The organism is Microbacterium lacticum (genome assembly GCF_006716815.1).
GTDB classification, from domain to species: domain Bacteria; phylum Actinomycetota; class Actinomycetes; order Actinomycetales; family Microbacteriaceae; genus Microbacterium; species Microbacterium lacticum.
Genome location: NZ_VFPS01000008.1, coordinates 46160 through 72825 on the forward strand (window position 1 = coordinate 46160; position 26666 = coordinate 72825).

The following is a 26666-nucleotide window of genomic DNA, read 5'->3' on the forward strand; positions in this document are numbered from 1 at the left end:
GTCGAGGCATGGGACTGTTCCGCGCCTCCGCCCCCGCTTCCGTCCGCGTGTCCGACAACGGCTCGCCGCTGCGCGTGAGCGCCGCCGCGACCGGCAAGCCCTGGAGCCTCTGGGCCGACGGGCTCGGCACGTTCGCGATCCGCGCCCTGCAGATCCTCCTCGCGGTCCTCCTCATCGGCGCGGTGATGGCCGGGATCGGCCAGCTGACCGTCATCGTCATCCCGCTGCTGCTCGCGCTGATCCTGGCATCCGCGTTCGCACCGGTCATGCGGTGGCTGCGGCGCAAGGGCGTGCCGTCGCTCGCCGCGACGCTCCTCACCCTGCTGACGATCGTGCTGCCGCTGGCGGCGGTGGGCTGGCTCATCGTCAACGCGGTGCGCAACCAGTGGGACGACCTGTATGCGCAGGCGCAGGCCGGGTTCCAGGACCTCATGTCGTGGGTGTCGACGCTGCCGATCAGCATCGATCAGGCGCAGATCGACGAGTGGCTCTCGGCGCTCGGCGACTTCGTCACGAGCGCGCAGTTCGGCTCGGGCGCGATCGCCGGGGTGAGCGCGGTGGCGAGCTTCATCACCGGGTTCATCCTGATGGTGGTCATCCTCTTCTTCTTCCTGAAGGACGGCCCGCAGATGTGGGAGTTCCTCCTGCGGCCGTTCGAGGGCAAGAGCTACGAGCGCGCGATGCGGGTGGGCGACAAGGCGGTGACGACGCTCGGCTCGTACGTGCGCGGCATCGCCGCCGTCGCCGCGGTCGACGCCATCGGCATCCTCATCGGTCTGCTGATCCTGCAGGTGCCGCTCGCCTTCCCGCTCGCGGTGCTGACCTTCCTCCTCGCGTTCATCCCGTTCGTCGGGGCGACCCTCGCGGGCACGCTCGCCGCGCTCGTGGCGCTCGTCACGAACGGCTGGGTCGTCGCGCTCCTCGTCGTCGGCGTCGTGGTGCTCGTCAACCAGCTGGAGGGCAACTTCCTGCAGCCGGTGCTGATGGGGCGCTCGATGAAGCTGCATCCCTTCGTCGTGCTCATCGTGCTGACGGCGGGCACGTACCTCGGCGGCATCGTCGGCGCCGTGCTCGCCGTGCCGCTCACCGCGGTCGCGTGGGGCATCGTGCAGGTGTGGGACGGGCCGAACACGCCCGCCCGCTGGGCGCGCCCGAAGCATCGCGCCGACGAGCAGGCGATGATCGAGGACCGGGAGCCGGCGTCGCTGAAGGCCGGTGGAAGCGGCAGCTGACCGCGGTCAGTCCTTCTTGGCGCGGCTCGGCTGCACGCGCGGCGGCTCGCCGGGCATCTTGGGGAACTCCGGCGGGAACGGCATCTCGCCGAGGCCCGCGTCGAGGTCGCGCTGCCACCACTCCAGCAGCGTATCGATGCGGCCCGGCGTCTTCTGCAGGTCACGCCACGGGTCGCCGAGGTCCGCGAGCCGCTGCGGTACGGTGCGCACGGTGAACGCTCCCGGATCGACGCCCGCGGCGAGCTCCTCCCACGTGATCGGGGTCGCGACGGTCGCCGTCGGCAGCGCGCGCGGGCTGTAGGCGCCCGCCATCGTGCGGTCGCGGTTGGCCTGGTTGAAGTCGACGAAGATGCGTTCGCCGCGCTCCTCCTTCCACCAGTTCATCGTGACCTTGTCCGGCATCCGGCGTTCCAGCTCACGGCCCGCCGCGATCACCGCGTGCCGCACGTCGAGGAACTCGTGGGTCGGTTCGATCGGGCAGAACACGTGGATGCCTCGATTGCCGCTCGTCTTCAGCCAGGCATCCAGTCCCGCTTCGCGCAGCACCTCGCGCAGCGCCGGGGCGACCGCCGCGGCGTCCGCGAAATCGGTGCCCGGCTGCGGGTCGAGGTCGATGCGCAGCTCAACCGGGTCGTCGGTGTCGGCGGCGAGCGAGGCCCAGGGGTGGAAGACGACCGTGTTCATCTGCACCGCCCAGACGATCGCGGCGGCCTCGTCGAGCACGACCTGGGGGTGCTTCCGGCCGCTGTTGTACGTGCACATCACCTCGTGCACGTAGTCGGGTGCGCCGCGCGGCGGGTTCTTGGAGAAGAAGCTCTCGCCGGCGACGCCGTCGGGGAACCGCTCGAGGGAGACGGGCCGATGCCCGTTCGCGCGCAGGAACGGCTCGGCGACGGCGATCACGTACTCGGCGAGCTCGCGCTTGGTGATGCCGACCGCCGGCCAGATCACCCGGTCGGGGCTCGACAGCGACACCTCGCGGTCGCCGTCCGGGCCCGGAACGGTGAGGGTGACGCGCTCGGATGCCATGGGTCGACCCTAGGCGCGGGGCGCGCGGGGCGACAGCCCCCTCGCGCCGAGACGGCGCGGCGGCGCGGTGGCGAGACGGCGCGGCGGCGCGGCTCAGTCGGCGAAGGCGAGCACGGCGGCGAGGTCGTCGCGGTCGAGCTCGATCCACGGGCCGGCGGGGTCGAGCACGATGCCGGTGAGCGCCGGCTCGGATGCCAGGGTCGTGGCCAGCTGCGCCGTCGTGAGCGGCAGCGGGCTGTCGCCGCGGCCCATCGCGATCACCTCGAGCGGGTGGCTGTAGACCTCGAGGCGACGCTCCCCCGCCTCGGTGCGCGCCTCGGCGAGGCCGATCGCGCCCGATGGGTCAGTGCCGCCCGCGACCCACACGGGCACGCGGGTGAGGACCTCGGCGATCGCCGCGGGGGTCTCCTCGGTGCGCTCGCCCGACAGCAGCGCCTTCAGCTCGAACGGCACCGGGGCGCCGTCTTCGAGCGACTTCTTCACGAGCTCGATCGGCAGCACCAGCCGCGCTCCGGTGTTGGCGTGGTCGAGGTAGACGCCGTCGTAGCCCGAGTCGATCGCCGTGCGGAACACGTTGTGCGCGGCCTGACCGACGACCGAGGTCGCGCTGTCGGCCGTGGCGGCGGCCGCTTCGGCGGCGACGCTCTGCCGCATGGCCTCGCCGCTGCTGAACACCAGCAGGTAGCGCTTGTCCTCGTGGGTCGTGACGGCGAGGTTCAGCCCCTGGCCGGCGGCGATCAGCGCCTGCGCGTCGCCCTGCGCGCGGAGGTAGAGCTGACCCTGCAGCGCCTGGCGCATGACGTTCATGATGTGCGCGGCCTGCGGCGACTCGGGGAGGGCTGCCAGCGCCGCCTGCAGCAGCGCGTTGTCGACGAGGCCCGGGATCGTCTCGCTCGGCGCGGGCGCCGTTGCGGCGGGGCGCGGGCGGGCGGGCGCGGGAGCGGGTGTCGGGGCCCCGGTTGTCGCGGCGGACGCGGACGCGTTCGTGGCGGAGGCCTCGCGGACGACCTCGTCCAGCGGGCGGGCGGTATCGGCGCCGCGCCCGAACGTGTTCACCGAGATGCCGACGTGCGGCACCGGCTCCGCGGGCGTCTCGGGGGCGTCGGCGGTCTCCGCGTCGACCTCGGCGAGGGCCGCGTCGGCGAACGCCGCATCGGCGTCGACCGGCGAACCGGGAACGGAAGCGGCCGACACGGGCGCCGCGGCGGATGCCTCGGCATCCACGCGTCCGTCGTCGTCGCGGCCGGGCGCCGCCTCGGAATCAGCGGAGGCCGGAGCGCCGGAAGCGGGAGCGCCGGATGCGGGGGTGGACCGGTCGCCCTTGTCGCGACGCGAGAACAATGCCATGCCTTCGAGCGTAGCCGGGCGGCAGAGCCGTCAGAGCTTCGCGATCGGCGCGATCTTGATGAGGAGCTTCTTCGGACCGGCCGAATCGAACCGCACGTGCGCGACACGCTTGGCGCCCTCGCCGGTGATCATGTCGACGCGGCCCTCACCGAAGTCGTCGTGCCGGATGCGGTCGCCCGGCGCGAGCTCGAGGTCGCCATTGTCGCGCACCTTCGCGGGGATGCGGTTGGCGAACTTCGTGATGTCGCCGGCGGGCTTCTCGCGCCGCGGCAGCGGCACGAGGTCGTCGCCGTAACGCGATCCCCCGCCGAAACCGCCGCGCCCCGCACCGCTCCCGGGCCGGCCGTTCAGCGCCCGCGACTGCGTTCCGCCGCGCGAGTTCACGTCTCCCGGCGACTGCCGCCAGTCGATCAGCTCGTGCGGGATCTCCTGCAGGAAGCGGCTCGGGAGGGCCGCAGACACCTCGCCGAACTGCGCACGGGTCATCGCGAGCGAGACGTGCAGCTTCTTGCGCGCGCGGGTCAGGGCGACGTAGAACAGCCGCCGCTCCTCCTGCGGGCCGCCCGGCTCGTTCGCGGAGATCCGGTGCGGGATCAGGTCTTCTTCGACGCCGGTGACGAACACGGCGTCGAACTCGAGGCCCTTCGCGGTGTGCATCGTCATGAGCGAGACCGATCCCGACGAGTCGTCGAGATCGTCGGCATCCGACACCAGCGCCACCTCGGTCAAGAAGTCGAGCAGCGTCCCTTCGGGGTTGTTGCGCGCGAACTCGCGCGTGACGGCGACGAGCTCGTCGAGGTTCTCGACGCGCGCCTCGTCCTGCGGGTCTTTCGAGCGGCGGAGCGCGTCGAGGTATCCCGACTTGTTGAGCAGCACGTTGAGGCCCTCGGTCACGGACGTCGGCGGGGCGACCTCGCCCGAGGCGGGCAGCATGACCTCGGTCGCCTCGGCCAGCACCGCGTCGAGGTGGGCGATGGCCTGCTGGATCTTCGGCCCGACCCCGAGCGCCGACGCGTTCGCCAGCGCGTCGCGGAAGGTGATGCCCTCCTCGGCCGCGTAGCGGGCGATGGAGGTCTCGGTCACGTCGCCGATCCCGCGGCGCGGGCGGTTGAGGATGCGGCGGACGCTCAGTTCGTCGGCGGGGTTCGCGACGGCGATGAGGTACGCCATGGCATCCTTGATCTCCGCCCGCTCGTAGAACTTGGTGCCGCCCATGATCTTGTAGGGCACCGCCGAGCGGATGAAGATCTCTTCCAGCGCACGCGACTGCGAATTGGTGCGGTAGAAGACCGCCATCTCGCTGTAGGCGGTGCCGGCGCGGTGCAGGGCCTCGACCTCGTCGGCGACGAACTGCGCCTCGTCGTGCTGCGAGTAGCCGGTGAAGCCGATGATCGCGCTGCCCGGGCCGACGTCGGTCCAGAGCTTCTTGTCCTTGCGATCGAAGTTGTTGCCGATAACCGCGTTCGCGGCATCCAGGATCGTCTGCGTCGACCGGTAGTTCTGCTCGAGCAGCACGACCTTCGCACCCGGATAGTCGCGCTCGAACTCGGTGATGTTGCGGATGTCGGCGCCGCGGAAGGCGTAGATCGACTGGTCGGAGTCGCCGACCACGGTGAGCGAGGCGGCTTCCTCGCCGCCGGCGCCACCGCTCGGCGCGTCGAAGATCATCATGCCGGAGTCGTGCGCCTGCCCGTCCGATCCCGGGGGGCGGGTCAGCTCGTGGATCAGGGCGTACTGGGCGTGGTTGGTGTCCTGGTACTCGTCGACGAGGATGTGCCGGAAGCGCCGGCGATACACGTCGGCGACGTGCGGGAACGCGCGGAACAGGTAGACGGTCTGACCGATGAGATCGTCGAAGTCGAACGCGTTCGCGCGCTGCAGCGCACGCTGATAGTCGGCGAACACCTCCGCGAAGACGCGCTCGGCGGGGTCGCTCAGGTTCGCCGTGCGAGCGAACGACTCGGCGTCGGCCAGCTCGTTCTTGAGCTTCGAGATGCGTCCCTGAACGGATGCCGGGGTGAAGCCGAACGCGTCGGCCTCGTGCTCCTTGACGAGTCGCTTGATGAGGGCCCGCGAGTCGCCGGAGTCGTAGATGGTGAAGTTCTTGGTGAAGCCGAACTGGTCGGCCTCGCGGCGGAGGATGCGTACGCACGCGGAGTGGAAGGTGGAGATCCACATGCCCTGCGCGGTGTCGCCGATGAGGCCGCGCACGCGCTCGCGCATCTCTCCCGCGGCCTTGTTGGTGAAGGTGATCGCGAGGATCTGGCTCGGCCACGCCTCGCGCGAGCGCAGCAGCGACGCGATGCGGCGGGTGAGGACGCTGGTCTTGCCCGAGCCGGCGCCCGCGACGATGAGCAGCGCCGGGCCGCGATAGGTGACGGCCTCGCGCTGGGGTTCGTTGAGACCGGCGAGGAGGTCGTCGTCGGGGCGCGATCCGGAGGGGCCGGGCACGCCGACGATGACGGGTTTGATGGGGTCAGGCATGGCCTCTCAAGTCTAGGTCGCCCCCTCGACATCCCCGCCTCGCCTGTGCCGCCGGGCATGCGCCCCGACGCCGAGCATGCCCCCCGACGCCGGGCATGCCCCCCGACGCCGAGCCGCCACGCTCTGTGCGAGCCGCCACGCTCTGTGCGGTCCGGATCGTGGCGGCTCGCACGAAGCGTGGCGGTTCGCGGGGCAGGAGGGGTGGCGGGAGAATGGGGGGATGAGGACGCTGCTCAACATCATCTGGATCGTGTTCGCGGGGTTCTGGCTGTTCCTCGGGTACGTCGCGGCGGGCGTGCTGCTGTGCATCCCGATCATCACGATCCCGTGGGCGATCGCCTCGTTCCGCACCGCGGGCTACGTCATCTGGCCGTTCGGCCGCACGATCGTCTCGAAACCGACGGCGGGGGTCGGCTCGTTCCTCGGCAACGTCATCTGGGTGATCTTCGCCGGGTGGTGGCTCGCGCTCGGGCACCTCGCGAGCGGCATCGCGCTGTGCATCACGATCATCGGCATCCCGATGGCGATCGCCGACTTCAAGATGATCCCGATCTCGCTCATGCCGCTCGGCAAGGACATCGTCTCGACCCGTCAGAGCGAGTTCGACCGCGCGCTCTGAACGCGCCGCCCTCCCCCGAGAAACCACTTCCGCCGCGAGAAACCACGGCACGCGTGGTTTCTCACGCAGCGAGTGGTTTCTCGCGCAGATGTCGCAGATGGATGCCCCGTCGTCACGCGGCGACACACGAGGCAAGGAACCGTCACAGCACTTGCGCGGGAGCGCAGCCTCGCTTAGCGTCGAAGGACATCGCGGCGATCCGGGCGGTCCCGGGCACCGGCTCATACCCGGTCGCGTTGCGGGTTCGACTCCCGCCGTCGCGTCCATGCGCGAACGGCCGCGATCCTTGTGCTTTCAAGGGATCGCGGCCGCTCTGCTCCTCTTCGCTGATTGCCACCTGGACACGAGGTGGACATGTCTCGAGCACGTCGCTCCATATCCCGCCAGTCGAGTGGCCTTCCGGTTTTCCTGTAATCGTGGTTACATGTAATCCGGTAACTGTGATTGCTGGATCACCTGAGAGTCGAGAAGAGCGATGAAGGGCAACGAGTTGGTGTGGCGCGCTCTTGCCGATCGTGCACTCGACGGACAGCGGACCTGGCGCAACGTGGCCGATCTCGCGTACGAGGCCGGCGTCCCGAGCACGACCGCCTATCTCGCTCTCGAGCGCCTCGAGAGCAACGGGACCGTCGATCGGTACAGCCGCGGCGGACTCGCCGTCGTCAGCATCGACAAACTGCTGACCATGCTGTGCGCGTGGCGCAACCTCGAGCGCGACACCCTCACGTGGACCACCCGCGAGGGCATCGGTCCGGTTCTCGACTCCAAGCTGGGCCCTTACGCGCTCGGCGGTCCCGACGCGGCGAACGCGATCCTGAACGGCCGAGCCGTCGCGGACTTCAGCGAACACATCGTGTATCTTCCAGCATCCGTGAACCTCACCGACCTGCCCGCCGGGAAGGAGGTCCGCGTACTGTCGATGGACAAGCGTGCCGCAAAAACCTGGAACGGATACTCGAGTCTGGCTCAGACATATGCCGATCTCTTCGCGACTCCCGGCTGGCAGGCATCCGAGTTCCGGAAGGCGCTGCGCGACAGCTTTGTGCGGGACCGCGAATGGGACCAGGCGACCGCGGTGATATTCGGCGGCGCAGGAAGGACCTCCCCGGTTCGCAGATCGACGGTCTCGGATTGCTCAGTTGTTGTCTTCAATTCAGTGCTCACGACGTGATTCATCTTCCCGCCCGACCGAAGCCGAACCGATCACGCCGAACCCCTCACACACAAACTTTCCGACAGACCCCTTGACCGCGGCGGTCTGGATACCTCGCAGGTGAAGCTTATGGAGTGGCTGAACGAGCGGCGGGCGGCACGGTGGGCTGAACGTACCTCGGGAGACTTCGCGCGGGCACCGTAGCCGGTACGCCCGTTGCTAGAGACACATTGACGAATCGACTGGCCGCTTCGATTGACGTAGCATCGCTCACTATGGAGCGCTACGGAAAGTGGAATCTGGTCGGGGCGGCCGCTTTTTTGAGCGTCGGCATCTTCTCACTCGCTAAGGGAGTGGGGCCGGAGTGGTACTCGTACATCGCTGTGGTCCTTGCGTTCCTCGCATCTGCGGCGTGGATCTTTCGCTATGCCTATGAAGTACGCAAGGCCAAGAACGAAGAGTCCTCAGATCACGGCTCCAGCGCGTAAACCCGCTGGAGGGTTGCGACGAGGCAGATAGCAGCGTGGTGTTTGCGTGCGGCCTTGTCCGTAGCGTTCCCATTGCTGATCGCCGAAGTCGACGGGCCGTCACTGACGACGGTGGGACTATTTGGCGTGCCCGATAGTCGTGGGCAAAGGGCGTTCACGCCCTGCGGCAGCCCCTGAATGGCCGCCGTCAGTGTGAGAGGTGCTTCACAGTCAGGAATCAGTTCCGGCGAGGGCTGGGCGGACGCGGCGAGAACGGCCGAAGGCCGCACGCGCAGCCGCGTCCGTCCAGCCCCGCGACCGCGAAGCGGTCGCCTTGATCTGGTGAAGAACATCTCATCGTGGTCACGCGGATGATGAGGGTGCGCCACCTAGCTGCCAGGCCCGGGGTTGCTCAGGCGTTGTTGATTTTCTTCGCAGCTCGGTGGGCCGCTACTGTTCCGGCTGCTAGCGACGCAATCCCAATGGCCATCCCGCCGAGGAGGGCAATGTTCGCCGGTGTCGTCGGGGCGAAGATTGCGCACAGAGCCGCCAGGCCAAGCGCACCTGCGGTCGCATGAAGATATGGACGGGCGGCGCGGTGGCCGCCTTGCCACGACTCTTCGGAGACCATCACAGACGGGATCCTGATCCCCGCGCCACCATTCACCGACACTCGACCTCGCGCCGTGGTTTCAGCGATGACAGATACCACTACTGCCCCAATGAGCAGTGCTATACCGGAGAAGACCATGAGTCCAGTTAGCCAATGTGGTCACCTTGGTTGCAAGGGCCTTGACCCTTGATCGTGGACACGGTTTCGGTTCGGTTATGCGGCTCTTCGGACTTCCGGTGGGGGTCATGGGGTGAGGCCGCCGGCGGCGAGGAGCATGCGGAGGCGGTAGTTGTGCCGGTTTCGGTAGCCGCGGGCGAGGCGGCGGTGGAGCTCGATGATCCCGTTCACCGCCTCGGTGCCGCCGTTCGATGACCGGTTGGTGGTGAAGTAGGCCAGGAACGCGTCGGTCCACCGCCGGAGGGTGCGGCCGAGGCGTGCAATCTCGGGGATCGGGCAGGTGTGGAACGACTCCACGACCTTCTCTGCGATCTTCCGCCCTTCGGCGAGGTCCTTCTGGTGATAGGCGGAGCGCAGCTGCTGCGCGCACTGCCACGCGACGAACACCTCATCATGGGCAGGGGCGGCTTCGATCGCCGCGACCAGCCGTGCCCGCTGCTTCTCGGTGAGGTTCTCGGCGCCGGCGCGGAGGATGGTCTGGATCCCGTAGAGCGGATCGCCCTTCCGGCCGCGGTGACCGAGGGTGTCCTGCTGGACACGTCGGCGGACCTCGTCGACGGCGGCGGTGCCGAGCTTGACGACGTGGAACGCGTCGAGCACCGCGACGGCGTCCTCGAGCTTGTCGTCGATCGCGGTCTTGTATCCGGCGAACGGGTCCAACGCCGCGACCTTCACGTTGTTCCGGAACGCGTCGCCGCGCTCGTCGAGCCAGGCCGCGTAGGCCTTCCCCGATCTGCCCGGCACGAGGTCGAGCAGCCGGGCACGGGTGCGACCGTGCTCATCCCGGGTCAGGTCGACCATCCCGGTCAGCTCCTTCGGGCCGCGCTTGCGGGAGTCGACGTGATGCCAGATGTGCTCGTCGACGCCGAGGGTGGTGACGTTCTCGAACCGGGACTCGTCGGCAGCCAGCTTGACGAGTTCGGGCTCAACGGCCCGCCACACCGTCTTCCACGACGTGCCCAGCTGTCGGGCCAGGCCCGCGATCGTGGCGTGCTCGCGGCGCAGCTGCCCGATCGCCCACGTCACCGCGCGCATGGTGATCGACCCGCGCGCGGCGACCAGGGTCGGGACCTGCTCCACGAACGTCCTCCTCATGCAGTCGGGATCATCACAACGCCACACCCGCTGCCGCCAGATCAGTCGCACCCGCGTCGCGCCGGGCACGTCGTGAAGAACGCGGCGGCGGCGACCCCGACCGACAGCGAGCACCCCTCACGACGGGCAACCGGCCGGCGCCGCGGGGCTCGAGACCGTCACCACCAGCAGCCCGTCCAGACGCTCGACCGCCTCGACATGGACGCCGTCGAGACCGAGCAGCAGATCGCAGCGGGAGCACGGGCAAGCGGCAGAGCGCGCATCAGCGCACCCCGAACTATGGTGAGACACGTCGAGGTCCTCGGTTGGAGCAGCAGTTGGCGCTACTGATCCTCGGGGACCTCGACCCCTACCCGCCCGAACTCACCCGGCGAGCCTCACCCCCACCGGAAGTCCGAAGAGCCAGCAGACGGGCCGACTCCGACTTGCTCTCGTAGCCGAGGACGCGGTAGCCGGATTCGAGCATCGCCGCTGTCAGCGTCACCCCGACATAGCCCATGCCGACTAGCAGCACGTCGAACTCCGCCGAGTCGATCGTCTCCGCGGTGCGCGGCTCAGCGTTCGCCATCGTTCGTCCCCTTTCCGGCGCCGGCGAGGATCCGCTCCTGCATCTCCGGCAACACCACCCAATGGGTCTTGCGCGCCTGCCCACCGAGCTGGCGTTTCTGATCGTCGAGGCCGAGGGTCTCCGAGCCACCCGCATCCACTTCCCGGATGCCGGCGCGATGAAGCCGCTTGAAGACCTCGAGCCAGACGAACTGCGGGATCGCGGTGAAGCCGCGGTGGTCTTCGACGGCCAGGGCGAGGCGCTGGGGGAACCGCAGCGTGAGCGTGCAGTACAGCCCCGCGCTCTGCGCGCCGGTGCGTTCCCCGACGAACAGCGCCACCGGTTCCCGCACCCCCTCTCCCACCAGGTAGCCCCGGTAGGCGAAGTAGTCATGCTCGGCCGTGCCGTGGGGCTGCTGGTGGACCACCGGCCAGTAGTCCTCTGGGGTGCTCCCGATGAGCGCGCCCTGCTGACGACGCGCCTCGAAGTACTCGTTCACAATGCCGTAGCCGGTGCGGCAGTCCGCCTCGGAGTAGGTGTGCGGAACGAGTTCGAAGCGGAGCCCCTCGCGGTCGAGGAAGTTCTGGAACCGTCGATGAGCCTGCTTGCCTTTCGTGCGGAAGCTGCGGTGAGCCTCGCTCGAGAGCGTCCGCACCTCGAGGTCGCCCTGCTCGTTCGCGGCAAGGAGGTCATCGAGACGGAACACGCGGTTCGGGTACGACTCGTCCTCTTCCGGCGCGAGATGGTGCCAGGGATCGGTGTCGATCTCCCGGTAGCCGTCGGCGAGGAAGGCCTCGCGCTGTGCATCGTCCAGGTGCCGGAGGTAGACCGACGCATCGGAGAGCGCGTTGTCCCGCACCAGACCGACCACCTTCGCCACCGCCTCCGGTGCGCCCTCGCCGCGTGGGGCGATGATGTGGAGGTGCTTTCGCAGGCTGCCCTCCTTGGAGAAGTAGCCGACGCCGAAGACCGCTTCGCCGTCGTCGTACAGCAGCCCCGCGGGGTACCGGCTGCTGCTGCCGCGCAGGTTGCAGCCGTTGCCGTAGAGCATGTACCCGACGTCGCTCACCGCGAAGGAGCCATCCTTGTGCTCGTCGATGCGCTCGAATCTCGTCCGAACGTCGTGGAGCTCATCCGGCAGCAGCTTCGTGAGCTCCCGTTCGAAGTCGTCACGGTCCGTTGCGATCATCCTCATTGTTGTCCCTCTCGTCCGATCGGCGCGTTGTCTGGCTGTCAATGGTCAGGGTCTGCAGGGGAGGATCGCTCCGTCCCGGCGCGACCAGCGACGCGAACGCGCGCCGGTCGATCTTGCCGCTGCCGTTCCTCGGAAGCGAGGAGACGACCTGCACGGTATCCGGCACCATGTAGCGGGGCAGGTGGCGGCGGGCGTGCGCCACCACGTCGGCGACGGCCACCTCGCCGGTCAGCGTGATGGCGGCGGCGAGCCTCGCATCGTCTCGACGTCGGTCGACGTGCGCGATGCAGGCGGAGACCGCCGGGTGGCTCCCGAGCACCGACTCGACCTCTTCCAGCTCGATGCGGTATCCCCGCACCTTCACCTGGTTGTCGGCCCGGCCGCGGTAGCGAAGACGCCCGTCCTCGCCGCGCACGACGAGATCGCCGGTGGCGTACATCCTGTCGCCCGGCTCCCCCGCCGGGAAGGGCAGGAAGCGCTCCGCCGTCTGGGCGGGCCGGTGCAGATACTCGCGTGCGAGCTGCGGACCGGTGAGATGGAGCTGACCCACGGCACCCGCGGGAACCTCGCGGAGGTCCTCGTCGAGCACGAGGGCACCGACGTGCTCGAGAGGGACGCCGATGGTGATGTCGTCGAGGTCCTCGACGAGGTCGCACATCGCGAAGACCGTACACTCGGTCGGCCCGTAAGCGTTCCAGACCTGCAGACCGCTCGCCGTGAGCGATTCCGCGGCTGCCCGGAAGAGCGGCTCGCCCGCCGACACGACGATGCGGACGGACGAGGGGAGGTCGCCGAGCGCGGCGATCTCCCCGAGCGCCGATGGTACCCCCGAGATAATTTCCGGCCGCAGGTCGGCCGGCAGCCCCGAGAGGTCGAGCAGGGACTCAAGGAGCACGAGCTCGCCCCCATTCGCCAGCGCACCGAACAGCTCGAAGTTGAAGACGTCGAAGGACTGCGCCGTCGTGCACGCGATGCGGCCGTGCAGAGCGGTGCCGAAGAGGATGTCCACCGAGTCCACCAGGCGATCGAGCGCGCCCCGGGTGACCACAACGCCCTTCGGCGTGCCGGAGGAGCCCGACGTGAACAGGCAGTATGCGAGGGAGTCGCGCGATACCGTTGCGGCGCCCGCCGCGGGCGGCACCGCATCCGGCACCTGCGCGGGAGACACCGCGCGCACGGCACCCGGCAGCGACACCTGCTCCGGGTGGTCGACGAAGACGATCGAGCACCCCGTCTCAGCCAGGATGCGGTCCCGCCGTGCCGCCGGCAGGTTGGTCATTAGGGTCGTCCAGGCGGCGCCGGCGCGGAGGATGCCGACAAGCGTCGCGATGAGCAGCGGGGTGCGCGCGAGCTGCACGGCCACGATCGAATCCGCGCTAATTCCCTGACCACGCAGGAATGCGGCGATGCCTGAGCTGCGGCGGTCGAGCTCGCCGTAGCTCATCGTCGCGGATTCGGTGGTCACCGCCGGTTCCTCCGGATGCGCGGAGCAGTGACCGAGAATGCGGTGGAGGACGTCATCGAGCATGACGGCTCCGATCCCGCAGCTCGCGCAGATAGGGCGCGATCTTCGCCGCATCCCGCGACGCGATCTCGTCCGGCGTTCCGGCGTCGCAGATCAGCCCGCCGCCCGCTCCGCCGTCCGGCCCGAGGTCGACGACCCAGTCGGCCGCCGCGACGAACTCCGCATCATGCTCGATCACCACAACGGTGTCGCCGCGGTCCACGAGACGGTCGAGAACTTCGAGCAGAAGCTGGATGTCCTGGAAGTGCAGGCCGGTCGTGGGCTCGTCGATGAGGTAGAGGACCCTGCCCGCGCGCGCCTTGAGCAGCTCCCGCGCGAGTTTCAGGCGCTGCGATTCGCCTCCCGAGAGCGTCGCGGTGTCCTGTCCGAGGGTGAGATAGCCGAGGCCGACCTCGATGAGCATGCGCAGCGGCCTAGCGATCCGCTCATTTTGCCCGAAGGTCTGCAACAGCACCGCAGGTTCCGCCGCGAGCACGTCGGCGATGCTGTGCCCGCCGATCCGGACGTCGAGCACCTCCGAGCTGTAGCGGCGCCCGCCGCATTCCGGGCACGGCACGACCGCGTCGGCCATGAACAGCATCTCGATCTTCAGCATGCCCTTCCCGCCGCAGCGGTCGCAGCGGCCCACGCCCTGCGTGTTGAAGGAGAAGTCGCCGACTCCCAGGCGCCGACCCTCCGTCCGCGCCGCCGCAGCAAAGCGACGGCGGAACTCGTCGAAAACCCCGATGAAGGTAGCGGGGGTGGACCGGTTGGATCCGACCAGCGTGTCCTGCGTCACCGTCAGCACCCGCTGCACATTCCGCCAGCCAGAGAGTCCTGAGAGGTTCGACGGGAGGGGCTCCGAACGCAGCATCGCCTCCATGGCCGGTCGCAGCGAGCCGAGGATGAGCGAGCTCTTCCCGCTCCCGCTCACGCCCGTCACGCAGGTGAGGCGCTGTAGCGGGAACCGCGCGCTCACCTCGCGCAGATTGTGCATGGTCGCGCCGGACAACTCGAGCCACTCCTCGGCCGCGGGCCGAGGACGCCCCGGCAGACCCACCCGGCGGCGCCCGTCGAGATACGCGCCGGTGAGCGAATCGGGATTCGCCCCCAGCTCCGCCGCGCTGCCGCGAGCGACGATCCGGCCGCCGCGCGTGCCCGCCCCCGGTCCCAGCTCGATGAGCTCGTCCGCGGCGTCGAGGGTCGCCCGGTCGTGCTCCACCACCAGCACGGTGTTGCCGCGTCTGACGAGCGCGCGGAACGACTCGATGAGGCGCCCGATGTCGATGGCGTGCAACCCGATCGACGGCTCGTCGAGAACGTAGGTGACACCGGTCAGCCCGGTGCTGAGCTGGCGCGCCAGCCGTACCCGCTGCCCTTCGCCGGCCGAGAGGCTCGGGGCGGGTCGAGCGAGCGTCAGGTAGTGCAGGCCGACATCGAGGAGGAAGCGGAATCGGTCGCGAAGCTGGGGCACGAGCTCTCGGCCGATCTCCCTCAGCAACGGCGCATCCAGATCGTGTTCGACGGCGTCGAGCCAGGCGGGCAGCTCCGAGATCGGCAGCGCGGTGATCTCGGCGATAGTGAGACCGGCAAGGCGCACCGAGAACGCCCTCTCGTTGAGCCGGCTGCCCTGACAGGTCGGGCAGGTCTTCGTGACCAGGAAGGCGGCGTAGAACTCGCTCATCCCCGAGGCGTCGCCCTCGGCGTGCAGCCGCTCCAGATTCGCGGCGAGCCCTCCTTCCGCGACGAGGCTCGAATCGGCCCCCGCTGGCAGCCGCTCCTCGGTGCGGCCGAACAGCAGCGTCTCCCGGACGGCGGGAGGCAGGTGCAGCCACGGCGTCTCCACGGAGTATCCGGCGGAGGCGAGGAAGGCGGGAATCCCGCGCAGCGGCCACCAGGTCTTCTTGCTGCGACGGCGGTCGCCGAAGAACGCGAGGGCGCCGTCGAGCACCGACAGCCCGGGATCAGCGACCATCGACTCGGTCGTGGCCACGACGACCGTGCCGAGCCCCTGGCAGGTCGAGCACATCCCGTCGGGCGAGTTGCTGGTGAAGAAGCTGGCGGACGTCTCCTCCAGCTCCCGTCCGCAGCCGGTGCAGGTCCAACCGTCGCCGACATGGCGGACCACGGCCTCGCCGCGACGGACCGTCACGACCCGCCCCGCCCGCAGCTGCTCGCGGAGCACCTCCCGCACCATCGGCTCCGGCATCCGGGCGTCGTCGGGGAGAGCGCTCCCCCCCAGCTGCGCACCCTCGGGGTCGTGGGCGCGCAGCGGCACCGGCCCGAGATCGGCCGCAGCCCACCAGTCGAGGTGCTCCTGCAGACCGAGGGGATGCACCTCCGTGCCGCACGACGGGCACGAGTGCTCTCCAGCGCGGGAGAGCAGCAGCCGGATCCGATCGGAGATCTCGGTCAGGCTGCCGACGGACGAGCGGGGATTCCTAGTGACGGTCTTCTGCTCGATCGCCACCGTGGGGCTGAGTCCGGACACCCAGTCCACCTGCGGCGCGGCGAGTTTCGGCAGCGATCTCCGCGCGAAGGCCGACAGGCTCTCGAGATACTGCAGATAGCCGTACGCGTAGATCGTGTCGAACGCGAGCGTGCTCTTCCCGCTGCCCGAGACGCCCGTGAAGACGGTCAGGCTCCGCGGGGCGATCTGCACGGATTCGATGTCGAGGTTGTGATGACGCACGCCGCGCAGCGTGATCGGGGTGACGTCACTCGTCATGCGGATCCCTCCGTGTCGTCCTCCAGGTCGGCGAGCAGATCGTCCAGATCGACCATGGCGCGCTCGCGCGTGGAGATCCCCTCCCACGACCCCGGCTCGGCATCGTCGATCTCCGTCGCGAGATCGCGCAGCACCGGGACTCGGAAGAGCGTGCGCATCGGGAAGTCGACCTCGAACTCCTCCCGCACCCGGTTGACGACCACGATCGCCGCGATCGAGTGCCCGCCCACGGCGAAGAAGTCGGCGTCGCGGCTCACCGGAGCACCTCCGAGAGCCTCCTGCCAGATCGCCGCGAGACGCACCTCGGTCGCGGTCTTCGGCGGCAGGAAGTCCCGGCTCGTCGCGATCTCGCCGACCGCGCGTTCGACGGCGACGAGATCGATCTTGCCGTTGCCCAGCCGCGGAAGCGCCTCGGTCCACTGCACGTGCGCCGGCACCATCCAGGCGGCCAGCCTCGCCCGTGCGAAGGCCACGAGCTCCGGCGTCGCGACGTCGCTCCCCGGCGACCGGACGATGAGCGCGGCGAGCGCGGCGCCGGCCGGCTGCGAGGGGAGGCACACCGCGGCCTCCGCGACGCCGGGGCACGCGGCCAGCACCGCCTCGACCTCGTTCGGCTCGACCCGATTGCCGTTGACCTTCACCTGCCGGTCGCGGCGACCGACGAAGGCGAGGAGTCCGTCGGCGCGCACGCGCACGATGTCGCCGGTCGCGTAGCGCGGAACCCCGTCCTTATCGGTGTCGAATCGTGCAGATGCCTCGTCTCCGCCGTCGAGGTATCCCGCGGCGAGCAACGGGGTCGAGATCAGCAGCTCGCCCGGCTCGCCGACGGCGGCGGGCTCCCCGTTCGCCGCGCGCACGAAGAGCGACACGTCGGGTCGGGTCCGTCCCAGCGGCGGGCTCGCCGCATCCCCCGGCGTCAGCGGATGCCACAGGACGAGCTGCGGCGTCTCGGTCGCACCGTAGCCGTTGACGAGCTCGGCGTTCGGCGCGAACTCGCGCGCACCGCGTACATGCCCAGCGGTGAGCGCCTGACCGCCGAAGAACACCCGGCGCAGGGACGCGAGCGTGCGGCCGGCCAGTTCGACCCTGAACACCTCGACCAGGCTCGGAATCAGGTTCGCCACCGTGATGGCCGAGCCGATCGCCCATTCAGCCAGCTCGCCGTGCAGCCGGGTGTGCTGGTCCGGCGGGACGGCGAGACTCGCGCCGAGCACGAGCGGGGCGAAGACGTCGCGCAGGGAGGGATCGTGGCCGGGAGTCGAGAACCAGGCGAAGCGGTCGTCCTCTCCGAGATCGAACTGCCTGATGTACCACGGCAGGAATCCCCGGAGGGCGGCGGGTCCGACGGCCACGGCCTCGGGGCGTCCGCTCGAACCGGAGGTGAGCTGCACGTAGGCGATCTCGGGCTCGGCGACGACGGGGAGATCGTCTGCGTCGGCGTCGACCGGGGCACCCGAAGGGCGGAGCACCGGGATGCCCTGCTCCGAGAGCGCGGCCGCGACCTCGCTCGGCAGCACCCGGGTGAGATCGGTGACCAGGAACGCAGCGGGCCTTGTCGCCGCCACGAGCCGGAGGATGCGATCCGCCGGATCCTCGGCATGGATGACCACGAATCCCGCCCCGACGGCCCAGGCGGCGAGCATCCCCGCCACGAGACCCGCGCCGCGGTCGCCGTGGAGGGCCACGCGGTCGCCCGCGCCGACGCCGTGAGCCGTGAGCCTCGCGGCCCCGGCGCGCACCATCGACCACAGCTGACCGTAGGTCACCTCGCTGCCGGGCTGCTGGATCGCCAGCCGGTCCGGGACGCGGCGGCAGGTGTCCCTGACCGCCTCGAGGAGGCTTTGCCCGGGCATGGGCAGCGGCCCGGCGGCCTGCGGCACCGGGGCTGCGGGCAGCGCGATGCCGTCGACCGTCGCATCCGGGTGGGTGATGAGGGCCGCGAGCACGTGTCGGTACTGCTCGAGGAAGATCTCGGCGGCCTCCGGCGTCCACCGATCGGCGTCGTGCACCAGGTCGAGCTGCCGGAACGCCCCGCGCTCCCCTGCGACGTCGCGCACGTAAATCGTCGCATCGAACTTTGGCGAGAGCGTGTCGAGCTCCACGACCTCGACCATCGTCTCTCCGAGCGCTAGGCCCTCGGTGCTGAACGGCACCATGTTCAGCAGCACACGGATCTGGGGAACCGTCTGCCCGCGCTGCCGGAGCGTCCTGGCGATCGCGTCGTAGGCGGCGTGCTCATGCTCCAGCGCCTCCCACAGGTGCGCGCCCGTGGACTCGACGAATCGCTCGGAGAGTTCGCCGTCTGCGCGCGGAGGGGCGACGGGCATCGTCCTGACGAAGCAGCCGATGCGGTCCTGCGTCTCCTCCGAGCGGCCGCTGAACGGCACACCGATCACCGGACGCTCGGCCCCGCTGGTGCGGGCGGCGAGCAGCGCGAGCGCCGCGAGATGAACGGCGAACACGCTGCCGCCCACCCGGCGGGCGAGCGCCTGGATCTGCCGTCCTTGGTCTGGGGTGAGCCGCAGGCGGGACGCCCTGCCACGACGCGGCCCGCTCTCACGGGCGGATTCGAGGGGAAGGTGCAGATCGGGGGTCGCACCCTCGCACTGCGCCGCCCACCACTCGACGTCGTCTGCGCGCTCGGGAGCAGGAACGGGCAGCGGCACCGCCGGCCGTTCCGCCTCCGGATCGCGGTAGGCGTCGGCGAGCTCGCGCATCAGCACCTGCATCGAGACACCGTCGGCGATGAGGTGGTGCAGGGTGATGCCGATCGCGTACCCGTCGGAGTGCGCGGTCAGGTGACAGCGCATCAGGGGCCCAGCGGTGAGGTCGAAGCGGGCCTTCGCCCGCTCCACGAAGGCGACGGGCACTCCGGACTCGTCGCGCTCGAGGCTGGATCCGGAATAGCCGTCCTCGGTGACCTCGACGCGCAGGTCGTCGACGGCCACGAGGTGCGGGGTCCCCTCGTCGAACTGGAGGTGGGCGCGGAGTACGGCATGCTGCGCGACGACGGCGTCGAAGGCCCGGCGGAAGCGGCCGGGATCGAGGCTGCGGTCGGTCAGCAGCACCGCTGCCATGTGCAGGGAGGGGTCACCGCCGTTGAGCTGGTCCAGAGTCCAGAGCGACTGCTGGAATCCGGAGAGTCCTACCCGCTCCGATTCGATGACGGATGCTCCGCCTCGGCTGCTGCTGTCGTGGTGCGAACCCGGGATGCTCATTGCTGGTTCCTTCCGCTGCTCAGGCATGATTCGGTCGATACGGACGCTGGTCGACGGCGACGATCCGGAACTCGGACGTGAAGTGGCCGTGCTGCTCGGAGTCGGTCAGCCAGAGGTCATCGTGGGCGGGGAGCAGTTCGGTGACCGTGATCCGTCCTGCATTGCGCTCGGAGCTGGCCGTCGCCGACTTCAGGAAGAGAGCGACGAGCTCGGGACTCGCGAAGTCGAGATAGAAGGGCTTGTCCTCGGTCGGCGCCTTCACGAAGACGCGCTGCGGCAGTCCGAGTCCGCGCCTCCAGACGGCGAGTCGGAGCAGACGGTCGGACTCGCCGCCGCCCGGTGTGCGGGAGAGCGCACTGACCTCCGCCGCGTCGAGCGACCACCGTCGCCGCGAGACGACGAGATCGTCGATCACGACCCGCGGCCAGTATGCCCGCGGCGGCAGCATCGTGAAGCTGGGGGCGACCACGAAGGCGATGGACTCCGCGAACACGTCGAGCAGCGGCACTCGCCGGCCGTCGGGGAGCACAGCGAGATGGCGTTCATCGCCTTCTCCGACGACCGCGTCGGCCGCGGCGAAGGCGGTGGGCGAGCCGAGGTCCCACGTCGACTCCTCGCCGAAGACCGCGAGAAGGCTCTTCTCGCTCGCAACGCCGATGTCGAGGCGCGGGGTCGACATGAGCTGGTGCGGGAACGTGGGGCGCACGGTCGGCTCGGGGACGTCCTCGACGAAGCGCGCGGCACTCCACGACGGGGCGTCAAGGGTCTGGGTGAAGAGGTTGTTCCTCGTCGTGTTGCATCCGACATGCGCCTCGCCGAGCACGGCGTAGCTGGTGCCGTCGGGGCGCATCCCCACGGTGATGTCGGGCGACTGATACCGGCCGCTGGCCCAGCCGGGACCCTCGGCGTCGAACACCGCAGCGACGGCATCCGCGAGCTCGTCGGATCGGAAGCGCACCTCCTCGGCGTCGGCAGACAGGTCGCCGAAGACCTTCAGCCACCGGCGGTGCATCTCCGACCTGACCTCTTCGATCATGGAGCGATCCCTGCCGAAGAAGATCGGGACGACGCTCTCCCAGAGAACGGCGAGGTCGACGACGTCATGACTGCTCCGCAGCTTCAGCACGAGTGCGTCGATGCGGTGCGAGAGCCGCCGCGCGTACTCCGCCGCGAGCCAGCGCGAGGAGTCGAGCACGAGGCCGAGCGCCGCTCCGTGCCGCTCGAGGAAGCCGCCGCCGATCTGCAGGTCGCCGCCGCGCCGGCAGTCCTCGTAGGCGAGGGTCCTCCCCGCGTAGGTCGCACCGTGCGACCTGCTCGCGCTCAGGCCGGTCGCGCGCTCGAAGGTTGCGGCCAGTCGGCCCATGTTCTCCGACACGGAATCGGGTTCCTCCGGTGCCGAGGCGAGCGCGCGGCGCAGCGTCTCCAGGTCGCGGCAGAGACCGCCGAACCGTTCGCGCACCTCGGCGGGGGCGAAGCGCTCGATCACCGAGAGGAGCCGCTGCCCCGGATGCATGTCGAGCGGCTGCCGGAGCGTCCAGGTGATCAGGCCCGCGCGCTCCATCGCCTCGAGCAGAGGGCGGAGCGTCTGAGGATCGGAGAGTCTGCTGCCCTCCGGCATGGCCGCGGCGAGGGCGGGGATCGCACGCTCCCCGTCGCAGGCGGCGAGCACGGTGCCGATGCTGGCGAGCCGGGAAGCCGGGAGCGAGAGGAGCTTCCCGCTCACGCGCACGCGCTCCCCATCGAAGGCGACCTCGGGACGGCGCCGCGCCGGCAGCCAGGCGCGCACGTCGGAGGACTCGGCGACCAGGTCGGCGATGTCGTCGAAGCACCACTGCTCAAGGTAGGTGGTGCGCTCCTCGACGAGGGGGCCGGGCACGAGGCGCAGCTCCTCGGCGTCTCCGGAGTCGATCAGGCCCCAGCGGTGGGATCCGAAGTACCCGATGGAGTCGTTCTTGAGAGTGTAGCGCTGCAGGTAGCGGGCGATCACGTTGAGCCGCTGGCGTCCCTTGACGTTGCGCTGCGTCGCATCCTGGCGCTCCGCGAGGAATGCGCCGAGCTCCGGGTTCTGCCACCGCACGGCGGCCTGGAACCGCGGATCCGAGGCATGGTGCTCCAGCGCCGCAGCGATCTTCGCCGCTTCCTCGTCGAAGACGGCGGCGAGGCGCGCCTCCGCGTCGGCCGCCGTCGCCGCGGCGTCGGCGAATGCCGCGAGGTCGTCGCTCCACGGCTCATCCGTCACCGGCAGCGGAACGCGACCGGCGCGCACCGCCTTCAGCACGCGCTGCCCCTTCTTCGACAGCAGTGGTCCGTCGAGCATGGTCCGAACCAGATGCTGCCTCTGCTCGTCGAGCGCGTCGATGCCGCGGGCGGTGGTGTCCAGCGCCTCTGCCAGCCGATCGGTCGTGAGGTCACGGGACCATTCAGCGGGGAAGCCGGTGCCGCGCAGCACGAAACGGGGCCAGAGCCGCCAGTGCTCCGCGCCCGGCAGCGGGATGGTCGTCGTCTCGGCGACGGTCGCGCTCTCAGGCATCCCGCACCGGATGTTCGGTCTCCGCAGCCTGCGTCGCCGCAGCCGCGTCAAGGAGCGCCGCCGCTTCTCGCACCGTGGTCGCCTTGGCGAGCTGCGCGAGGCGGATCGGCACGTCGCTGCGTCGCCGGAGAGCGGCGAGCAGCTGGGTCGTCAGGAGCGAGGTGCCGCCGAGCGCATAGAAGTCGTCGTCGAGGCCGACTTCGTCGACGTCGAGGACTTCCTGCCAGATCTCCCGCATCATCGCCTCGGTCGCTGTCGGAGTGTTCATGATTCCTCGCCTCTGGTGGTCGGCATGGGGGCATCGGGGTCGCTCAGCAGCAAGCGCATCCGGGTGACGACGTCGTCGAGGACCCGCTCGGGATCCGCGATGCTGTCTGGTCGGTACTCCAGCCAGATGCCGAGCCCCGCGGCGTCTCGGCAGACCGTGAGGATGCTGCGGCACTGGAGGGCTCCCCGCGATGCGGCGACTCTGCGCAGCCGGAAGCGTCCAGCGGCGGCATCCGGACCATCGGGGTCGAGCAGCCAGCGCTGCCGGGTGTCCTCGCTGCGGTCGAGCGTGAAGACGAGCAGGTCGTCGAAGAGCGGGCTCCGCGCATCCGCTCCCCGCGCTGCGGCGATCTCCGCAGCGGGGAGGCGCTGATGGCGGTGGACCGCTCGGGATCGGGGGACGAAGTCGTCAAGGTACCCCGCGACGCTCGCGGCGCCCAGCTGCGAGCGCACCGGAACAGTATTCACGGCGTATCCGCACGCGAACGCCACGGCAGGATCGTGACGCAGGTTGCAGGTCACCCCGACGCTTACGGCGTCTCGGGAGTCGAGCCGGTGCAGGGCCAGGCAGAACGCGGCCTGGACGACGCTGCCGAACGGGCGACGAGCATTGCGGGCTGCGGCGACGAGGGCATCGGCCTCCGCTGGTTCCAGATGTCTCGTTCGCACCGCTATCCCCGCGCCTGCGGCGTCGGGCGGCGGGATGGTCGGCAGGGCGGCGGCCTCCTGGCGCCAGAAGGCCAGGTCATCGGCGCGCTCGGCGGAGGTGAGATACTCGGCCTCGACCACGCTCAGCGCGGTGCTCGGCACGGGTGCCGGCAGCGTGTCTCCGGCGAGCAGGGCGCGGAACTCTTGGAGCAGGATGCCCGCGCCGTGCAGGTCGGTCGCGATGTGGTGCACGACGAACCACAGCAGGCACCGGTCCTCGGTCACCGCGACGATGCCGTACCGGCACGGGGGCTCCGAGGACAGGTCCTCGAACGGCCGGGACGCGAGGTCCTGCACCGCAGCGATCCACGCCGGCTCGTCGTCGCCCAGGTCGGTGGCGTCGACCAGGGCTCCGGGCCGCAGGGTTCCTGGCGCCCAGCGGGGCGGAGCATCCCACGTCGGCGAGCTGCGCAGAACCGGATAGCGGTCGAGAACCTGCGGCATCACCCGCCGCACGGTGGCGGTGGCGTCCTGCCCCCGCACGTCGACGACGATCGGGAGCAGGTACGAGGTGTCGTCCGGATCGCGCAGGTACTGGTTCCACAGCGCCTGCTCCGAGGCCGTCATCGGCCAGGGCTCGACCTCGCTGCGGAGATCCGCGACGGTCATGGCGCTCATCGTGTCTCCTCCGTCGGCCTGCGGAGCTTGCCGTTGTCGGTTCTCGGCAACGCGTCCACGCGGTCGATCGCCGCCGGGACCTCGTACGGCAGCAGAGCCTCTCTGCACCAGGCGATGAGGTCGGCATCGGACACCGGTGACGCCGCGACCACCAGCGCCACGACCTGCTGCTCTCCCTCGACCGCCCGCGGTACGGCCATCGCCTCGAGGACAGAGGGATGGCGCTCCAGCACGCTCTCGACCACCGTGGGATTGACCTTCTTGCCGCCCACGTTGATGAAGGTCGACTTCCTGCCCAGAACGGTGACCGTCCCGTCCTCGTCCAGGCGCACGCGGTCGCCCGTCCGATGCCAGGCGTCCGCCGTCGCCGGACCGTTGGCCCAGCCGAGGAAGCGGCCGGGGGTGCGCACCAGGAGCTCTCCCTCGACGAGGCGCATCTCGACGCCGGGTGCCGCCGCCCCGACGGTGCCGGGGCTGAGGTGCTGACCGGCCTGGGCCGCGATCACGCCGGTCTCGGTCGAGCCGTAGATCGCGCGCACCAGGAGTCCGATCTCGGCGAGCTGCTCGATCACGTCCGGCGCCAGCGGTCCGCCCGAGGAGAGCGCGAGGCACGCCGACGGCAGACCGCCCGCGAGCACCCGGCTGCGCAGCAGGAGCTGGTGGACCAGCGGCGTGCCGAGGCAGAGCGCCGGCGCATCCTCTTCGACCGCTGCGGCGAACCCCGCGGGAGTGAAGCGCTCCAGCAGCCGCACGGAGTGGCCGGCCGCGAGCGCGTGGAACAGACCGCCGATGAGGCCGAAGGAGTGCACGAGCGGCAGCGGCAGGAGCACCGTCGCGTCATCGCGCAGCGGATAGAGCGCGACGTACGACTCCGCACCGGCGAGCAGCGCCGCCTGATGATGCACGGCCAGCTTCGGCGCACCCATGCTGCCCGAGGTGGGAAGGAAGAGGAAGGGAGCGAAGGCATCGGGAGAGGGGAGCGCCGCCGCCGGGGCGGCCCCCTGGTCGATGAGGGATTCCACCGAGAGGGCGTCGCCGGCCTCGCCGAGCACGGATGCCGTGGCGCAGCGCACGAGCTGCTGACCGGCCGCGCGCTCCAGCTGCGCGATGAGCGTCGTGTTCGCCTGCGGGTCGGCGAGCACCACCGGACGACCGGCCGCCGCCGCGCCGAAGAGCACCGCGATATCGGCCGGGTGATTCCGGAGCTGCAGGAGAAGAGGCCTATCGTCGCCCGCGAGCCGCGCGGCGGCCCGATCAGCGTCGGCTGCGATCGCGGCGGGTGTGGTCCGCGCGTCGCCGATCCGGAGCTCGGGCGTCGCCGATTCCCGGAGAAGGGTGATCAGGGTCTTCACGAGGTCGCTCCTACCGTTTGGTGACCGAAGTACTTGTCGTACAGCGCCGTGTACGCACCGCCCTGCGCGATGAGCTGGGGATGGGAGCCGAACTCCACGACCCTGCCGTCGCCGATGACGGCGAGCGCATCGGCGTGCAGCACGGTCGGCAGCCGATGCGCGATGATCACGGTCGTCCGCGAATCGGTGGCGTCGCGCAGCCCCTTCTGCACCTGGGCATCGGTCACGGGATCGATGCTCGAGGTCGCTTCGTCCATGAGGAGGACGTCGGGGTCCTGCAGCATGACCCGCGCGAGACCGACGAGCTGCCGCTGCCCGACCGACAGGTTCTTGCCGCCCTCCTGCACCTCGGTGTCGAGCCCCGCCTCCAGATCGCCGAGCCATTCGCCGTCGGCGATCCGCTCCGCGACGGCCCGGATCTCGGCATCCGCGGCGCCCAGCCGACCGAGCGCGATGTTCTCCCGCACTGTCCCGGTGAGGAGGAACGGCTGCTGGGGCAGGACACCCAACCGAGCCCGGTACTGCTCGAGGTCGAGGCTGCGGATGTCGCGTCCGTCCACGGTCACGCGGCCGTCTCCGAACTCGTAGGAACGGGCGAGCACTCGCAGCACACTGGACTTGCCCGCACCGGTCTCGCCCACGAGGGCGACCGTCGATCCGGCCGGTACATGTAGGTCGAGGCCGCGCAGCACCGGAACTCCCGGACGGTACTCGAGCATCACGCCCTCGAACTGGAAGTCTCCGGCGACCGATGCCACCGGCTCCTCTGCGCGCTGCACGACGCTCGGCTCCGCGTCCTGCAGCGCCATGATGCGCTCGCCGGCCGCCAGCCCCTGTTGGAACTGATTCCAGAACGACGCGACGCCGGTGAGCGGGAACCAGAAGAGCGCAAGCGTCTCGAGGAAGAGGAAGAGCTCGCTCACCGGGATGCTGCCCGCAGCGACGGCCTGCCCGCCGAACCAGACCACCGCGACCGTCGCGAGCCCCGTGAGCGTCATGAGGAACGGGATGATGCCGCTGAACAGCCGGTTCAGGCGCAGGGCGGCCCGGTACCAGGTGTCGTTGACCTGTGCGAGTCCGGCCGCGGTCGCGCTCTCCTGACGGAAGTTCCTCGCCACGGCGATGCCGGCGATGGCCTCCTGCACGAAGGAGTTCACCTGCGCCACCGCCCGCGCCTCCCGCTGCGACGCCGTGCGCGAGATCCGCCGGAAGCCGATCGTGACGAGCACGATGACGAGCGCGAGGACGACCGTGATCCCGGCGAGCAGCGGATTGACGAACAGCAGCACCGCCGCCATGACGATCACCAGGAGGAACTGGCCGACGACATCGATGCCGATCTGGAGAGCGTTCGCGAAGGACTGCGTGTCGGTGAGGATCCTGCTCACGAGCGAGCCAGAGGCGGTGCTGTCGAAGAAGGCGAGGTTCTTGCGTGTCACCGCCTCGAAGGTGTCGTCCCGGAGTTCGGCGAGCAGATCCTGCACGACGGCCCCGGAGAAGATCTGCCCGACGACGAACACGAGCCAGCTCGCGAGACCCGCGGCCGCCAGCCAGAGCACCGGCGGCCAGACGCTCGTGTCGCTCTCGATCGTGCCGACAATCTGCGCGAGGAAGTAGGGCACGCCGGCACCGGCGGCCGCCCCGAGCACGAGGCACGCCACGACCACTGCGACCCGGCCACGCTGCGGTCGGATCCGTTCGAGCAGCCGGCCGAGGATCTGCCGATCACGGTACCGGCGGTCGTAGGCATCCGGCTCCAGGGCGGTGAAGATGTGCGACACGG

Annotated in this window: 18 protein-coding genes, 1 tRNA gene and 1 pseudogene; 5 read left to right on the top strand and 15 right to left on the bottom strand. The window is 70.0% G+C overall.

Annotated elements, in window-relative coordinates; all coding sequences use genetic code 11:
- Nucleotides 1-8 precede the first annotated feature (8 nt).
- Entirely contained in the window at nucleotides 9-1232 is a 1224-nt protein-coding gene (locus tag FHX68_RS14715) for an AI-2E family transporter (protein WP_141378815.1), read from the top strand.
- 6 nt (nucleotides 1233-1238) lie between these two features.
- Here FHX68_RS14715 and ligD read toward each other — a convergent pair whose 3' ends face one another.
- From ligD to FHX68_RS14730, 3 genes are all read right to left on the bottom strand, one after another.
- Nucleotides 1239-2261, bottom strand: a complete 1023-nt coding sequence (gene ligD / locus FHX68_RS14720) for a non-homologous end-joining DNA ligase (RefSeq protein WP_141378813.1) — start codon at nucleotides 2259-2261, stop codon at nucleotides 1239-1241.
- Between the two features lie 93 nt (nucleotides 2262-2354).
- Complete coding sequence (locus FHX68_RS14725) at nucleotides 2355-3608, bottom strand: SseB family protein (protein WP_141378811.1); 1254 nt, start codon at nucleotides 3606-3608, stop codon at nucleotides 2355-2357.
- Between the two features lie 30 nt (nucleotides 3609-3638).
- Nucleotides 3639-6092, bottom strand: coding sequence for an ATP-dependent helicase (locus FHX68_RS14730; protein ID WP_141378809.1), 2454 nt, complete (start codon nucleotides 6090-6092; stop codon nucleotides 3639-3641).
- Nucleotides 6093-6312: 220 nt separating this feature from the next.
- Between FHX68_RS14730 and FHX68_RS14735 the strand changes: the two genes are divergently transcribed.
- The 4 genes from FHX68_RS14735 to FHX68_RS14745 all read left to right on the top strand — a co-directional run bounded on the left by FHX68_RS14735 (nucleotide 6313) and on the right by FHX68_RS14745 (nucleotide 8352).
- Entirely contained in the window at nucleotides 6313-6711 is a 399-nt protein-coding gene (locus FHX68_RS14735; RefSeq protein WP_141378807.1) for a YccF domain-containing protein, read from the top strand.
- Between the two features lie 190 nt (nucleotides 6712-6901).
- Nucleotides 6902-6977: transfer RNA gene (locus FHX68_RS15380), tRNA-Met, on the top strand.
- Nucleotides 6978-7186: 209 nt separating this feature from the next.
- Nucleotides 7187-7882, top strand: coding sequence for a helix-turn-helix domain-containing protein (locus FHX68_RS14740; protein ID WP_244926870.1), 696 nt, complete (start codon nucleotides 7187-7189; stop codon nucleotides 7880-7882).
- A gap of 257 nt (nucleotides 7883-8139) precedes the next feature.
- The gene (locus tag FHX68_RS14745) at nucleotides 8140-8352 is read left to right on the top strand and encodes a hypothetical protein (RefSeq protein ID WP_141381632.1); all 213 of its coding nucleotides are present in this window, start codon (nucleotides 8140-8142) and stop codon (nucleotides 8350-8352) included.
- A 391-nt stretch (nucleotides 8353-8743) separates the two neighbouring features.
- Here FHX68_RS14745 and FHX68_RS16395 read toward each other — a convergent pair whose 3' ends face one another.
- The 12 genes and pseudogenes from FHX68_RS16395 to FHX68_RS14805 form a co-directional block, all read right to left on the bottom strand.
- On the bottom strand, nucleotides 8744-9082 hold the full coding sequence (locus tag FHX68_RS16395) for an SdpI family protein (RefSeq protein WP_141381631.1): 339 nt from the start codon (nucleotides 9080-9082) through the stop codon (nucleotides 8744-8746).
- Between the two features lie 105 nt (nucleotides 9083-9187).
- Nucleotides 9188-10507, bottom strand: a pseudogene (locus FHX68_RS14755) (ISL3 family transposase).
- 58 nt (nucleotides 10508-10565) lie between these two features.
- On the bottom strand, nucleotides 10566-10784 hold the full coding sequence (locus tag FHX68_RS14760) for a hypothetical protein (protein WP_141920325.1): 219 nt from the start codon (nucleotides 10782-10784) through the stop codon (nucleotides 10566-10568).
- The gene (locus FHX68_RS14765; protein ID WP_141380418.1) at nucleotides 10771-11952 is read right to left on the bottom strand and encodes a hypothetical protein; all 1182 of its coding nucleotides are present in this window, start codon (nucleotides 11950-11952) and stop codon (nucleotides 10771-10773) included. The genes FHX68_RS14760 and FHX68_RS14765 overlap by 14 nt, the downstream gene beginning before the upstream one ends.
- Nucleotides 11933-13537 carry an amino acid adenylation domain-containing protein gene (locus tag FHX68_RS14770; RefSeq protein WP_141380417.1) on the bottom strand — a complete coding sequence of 535 codons (1605 nt, stop codon included), beginning with the start codon at nucleotides 13535-13537 and terminating at the stop codon, nucleotides 11933-11935. Before FHX68_RS14770 ends, FHX68_RS14765 begins: the two co-directional genes overlap by 20 nt.
- Nucleotides 13476-16190, bottom strand: coding sequence for an excinuclease ABC subunit UvrA (locus tag FHX68_RS14775; RefSeq protein WP_141380416.1), 2715 nt, complete (start codon nucleotides 16188-16190; stop codon nucleotides 13476-13478). Before FHX68_RS14775 ends, FHX68_RS14770 begins: the two co-directional genes overlap by 62 nt.
- Nucleotides 16187-19408, bottom strand: a complete 3222-nt coding sequence (locus FHX68_RS14780; protein ID WP_170214228.1) for an AMP-binding protein — start codon at nucleotides 19406-19408, stop codon at nucleotides 16187-16189. Before FHX68_RS14780 ends, FHX68_RS14775 begins: the two co-directional genes overlap by 4 nt.
- A gap of 19 nt (nucleotides 19409-19427) precedes the next feature.
- Nucleotides 19428-21938 (bottom strand): lantibiotic dehydratase, encoded by a 2511-nt coding sequence (locus FHX68_RS14785; protein ID WP_141380414.1) that lies wholly within the window; start codon nucleotides 21936-21938, stop codon nucleotides 19428-19430.
- On the bottom strand, nucleotides 21931-22206 hold the full coding sequence (locus FHX68_RS14790) for a phosphopantetheine-binding protein (RefSeq protein ID WP_141380413.1): 276 nt from the start codon (nucleotides 22204-22206) through the stop codon (nucleotides 21931-21933). The genes FHX68_RS14785 and FHX68_RS14790 overlap by 8 nt, the downstream gene beginning before the upstream one ends.
- The gene (locus FHX68_RS14795; protein ID WP_141380412.1) at nucleotides 22203-23531 is read right to left on the bottom strand and encodes a condensation domain-containing protein; all 1329 of its coding nucleotides are present in this window, start codon (nucleotides 23529-23531) and stop codon (nucleotides 22203-22205) included. The genes FHX68_RS14790 and FHX68_RS14795 overlap by 4 nt, the downstream gene beginning before the upstream one ends.
- Complete coding sequence (locus FHX68_RS14800; protein ID WP_141380411.1) at nucleotides 23528-24883, bottom strand: class I adenylate-forming enzyme family protein; 1356 nt, start codon at nucleotides 24881-24883, stop codon at nucleotides 23528-23530. Before FHX68_RS14800 ends, FHX68_RS14795 begins: the two co-directional genes overlap by 4 nt.
- A complete protein-coding gene (locus tag FHX68_RS14805; RefSeq protein WP_141380410.1) occupies nucleotides 24880-26664 on the bottom strand; it encodes an ABC transporter ATP-binding protein in 1785 nt (594 codons plus the stop codon). Before FHX68_RS14805 ends, FHX68_RS14800 begins: the two co-directional genes overlap by 4 nt.
- Nucleotides 26665-26666 lie beyond the last annotated feature (2 nt).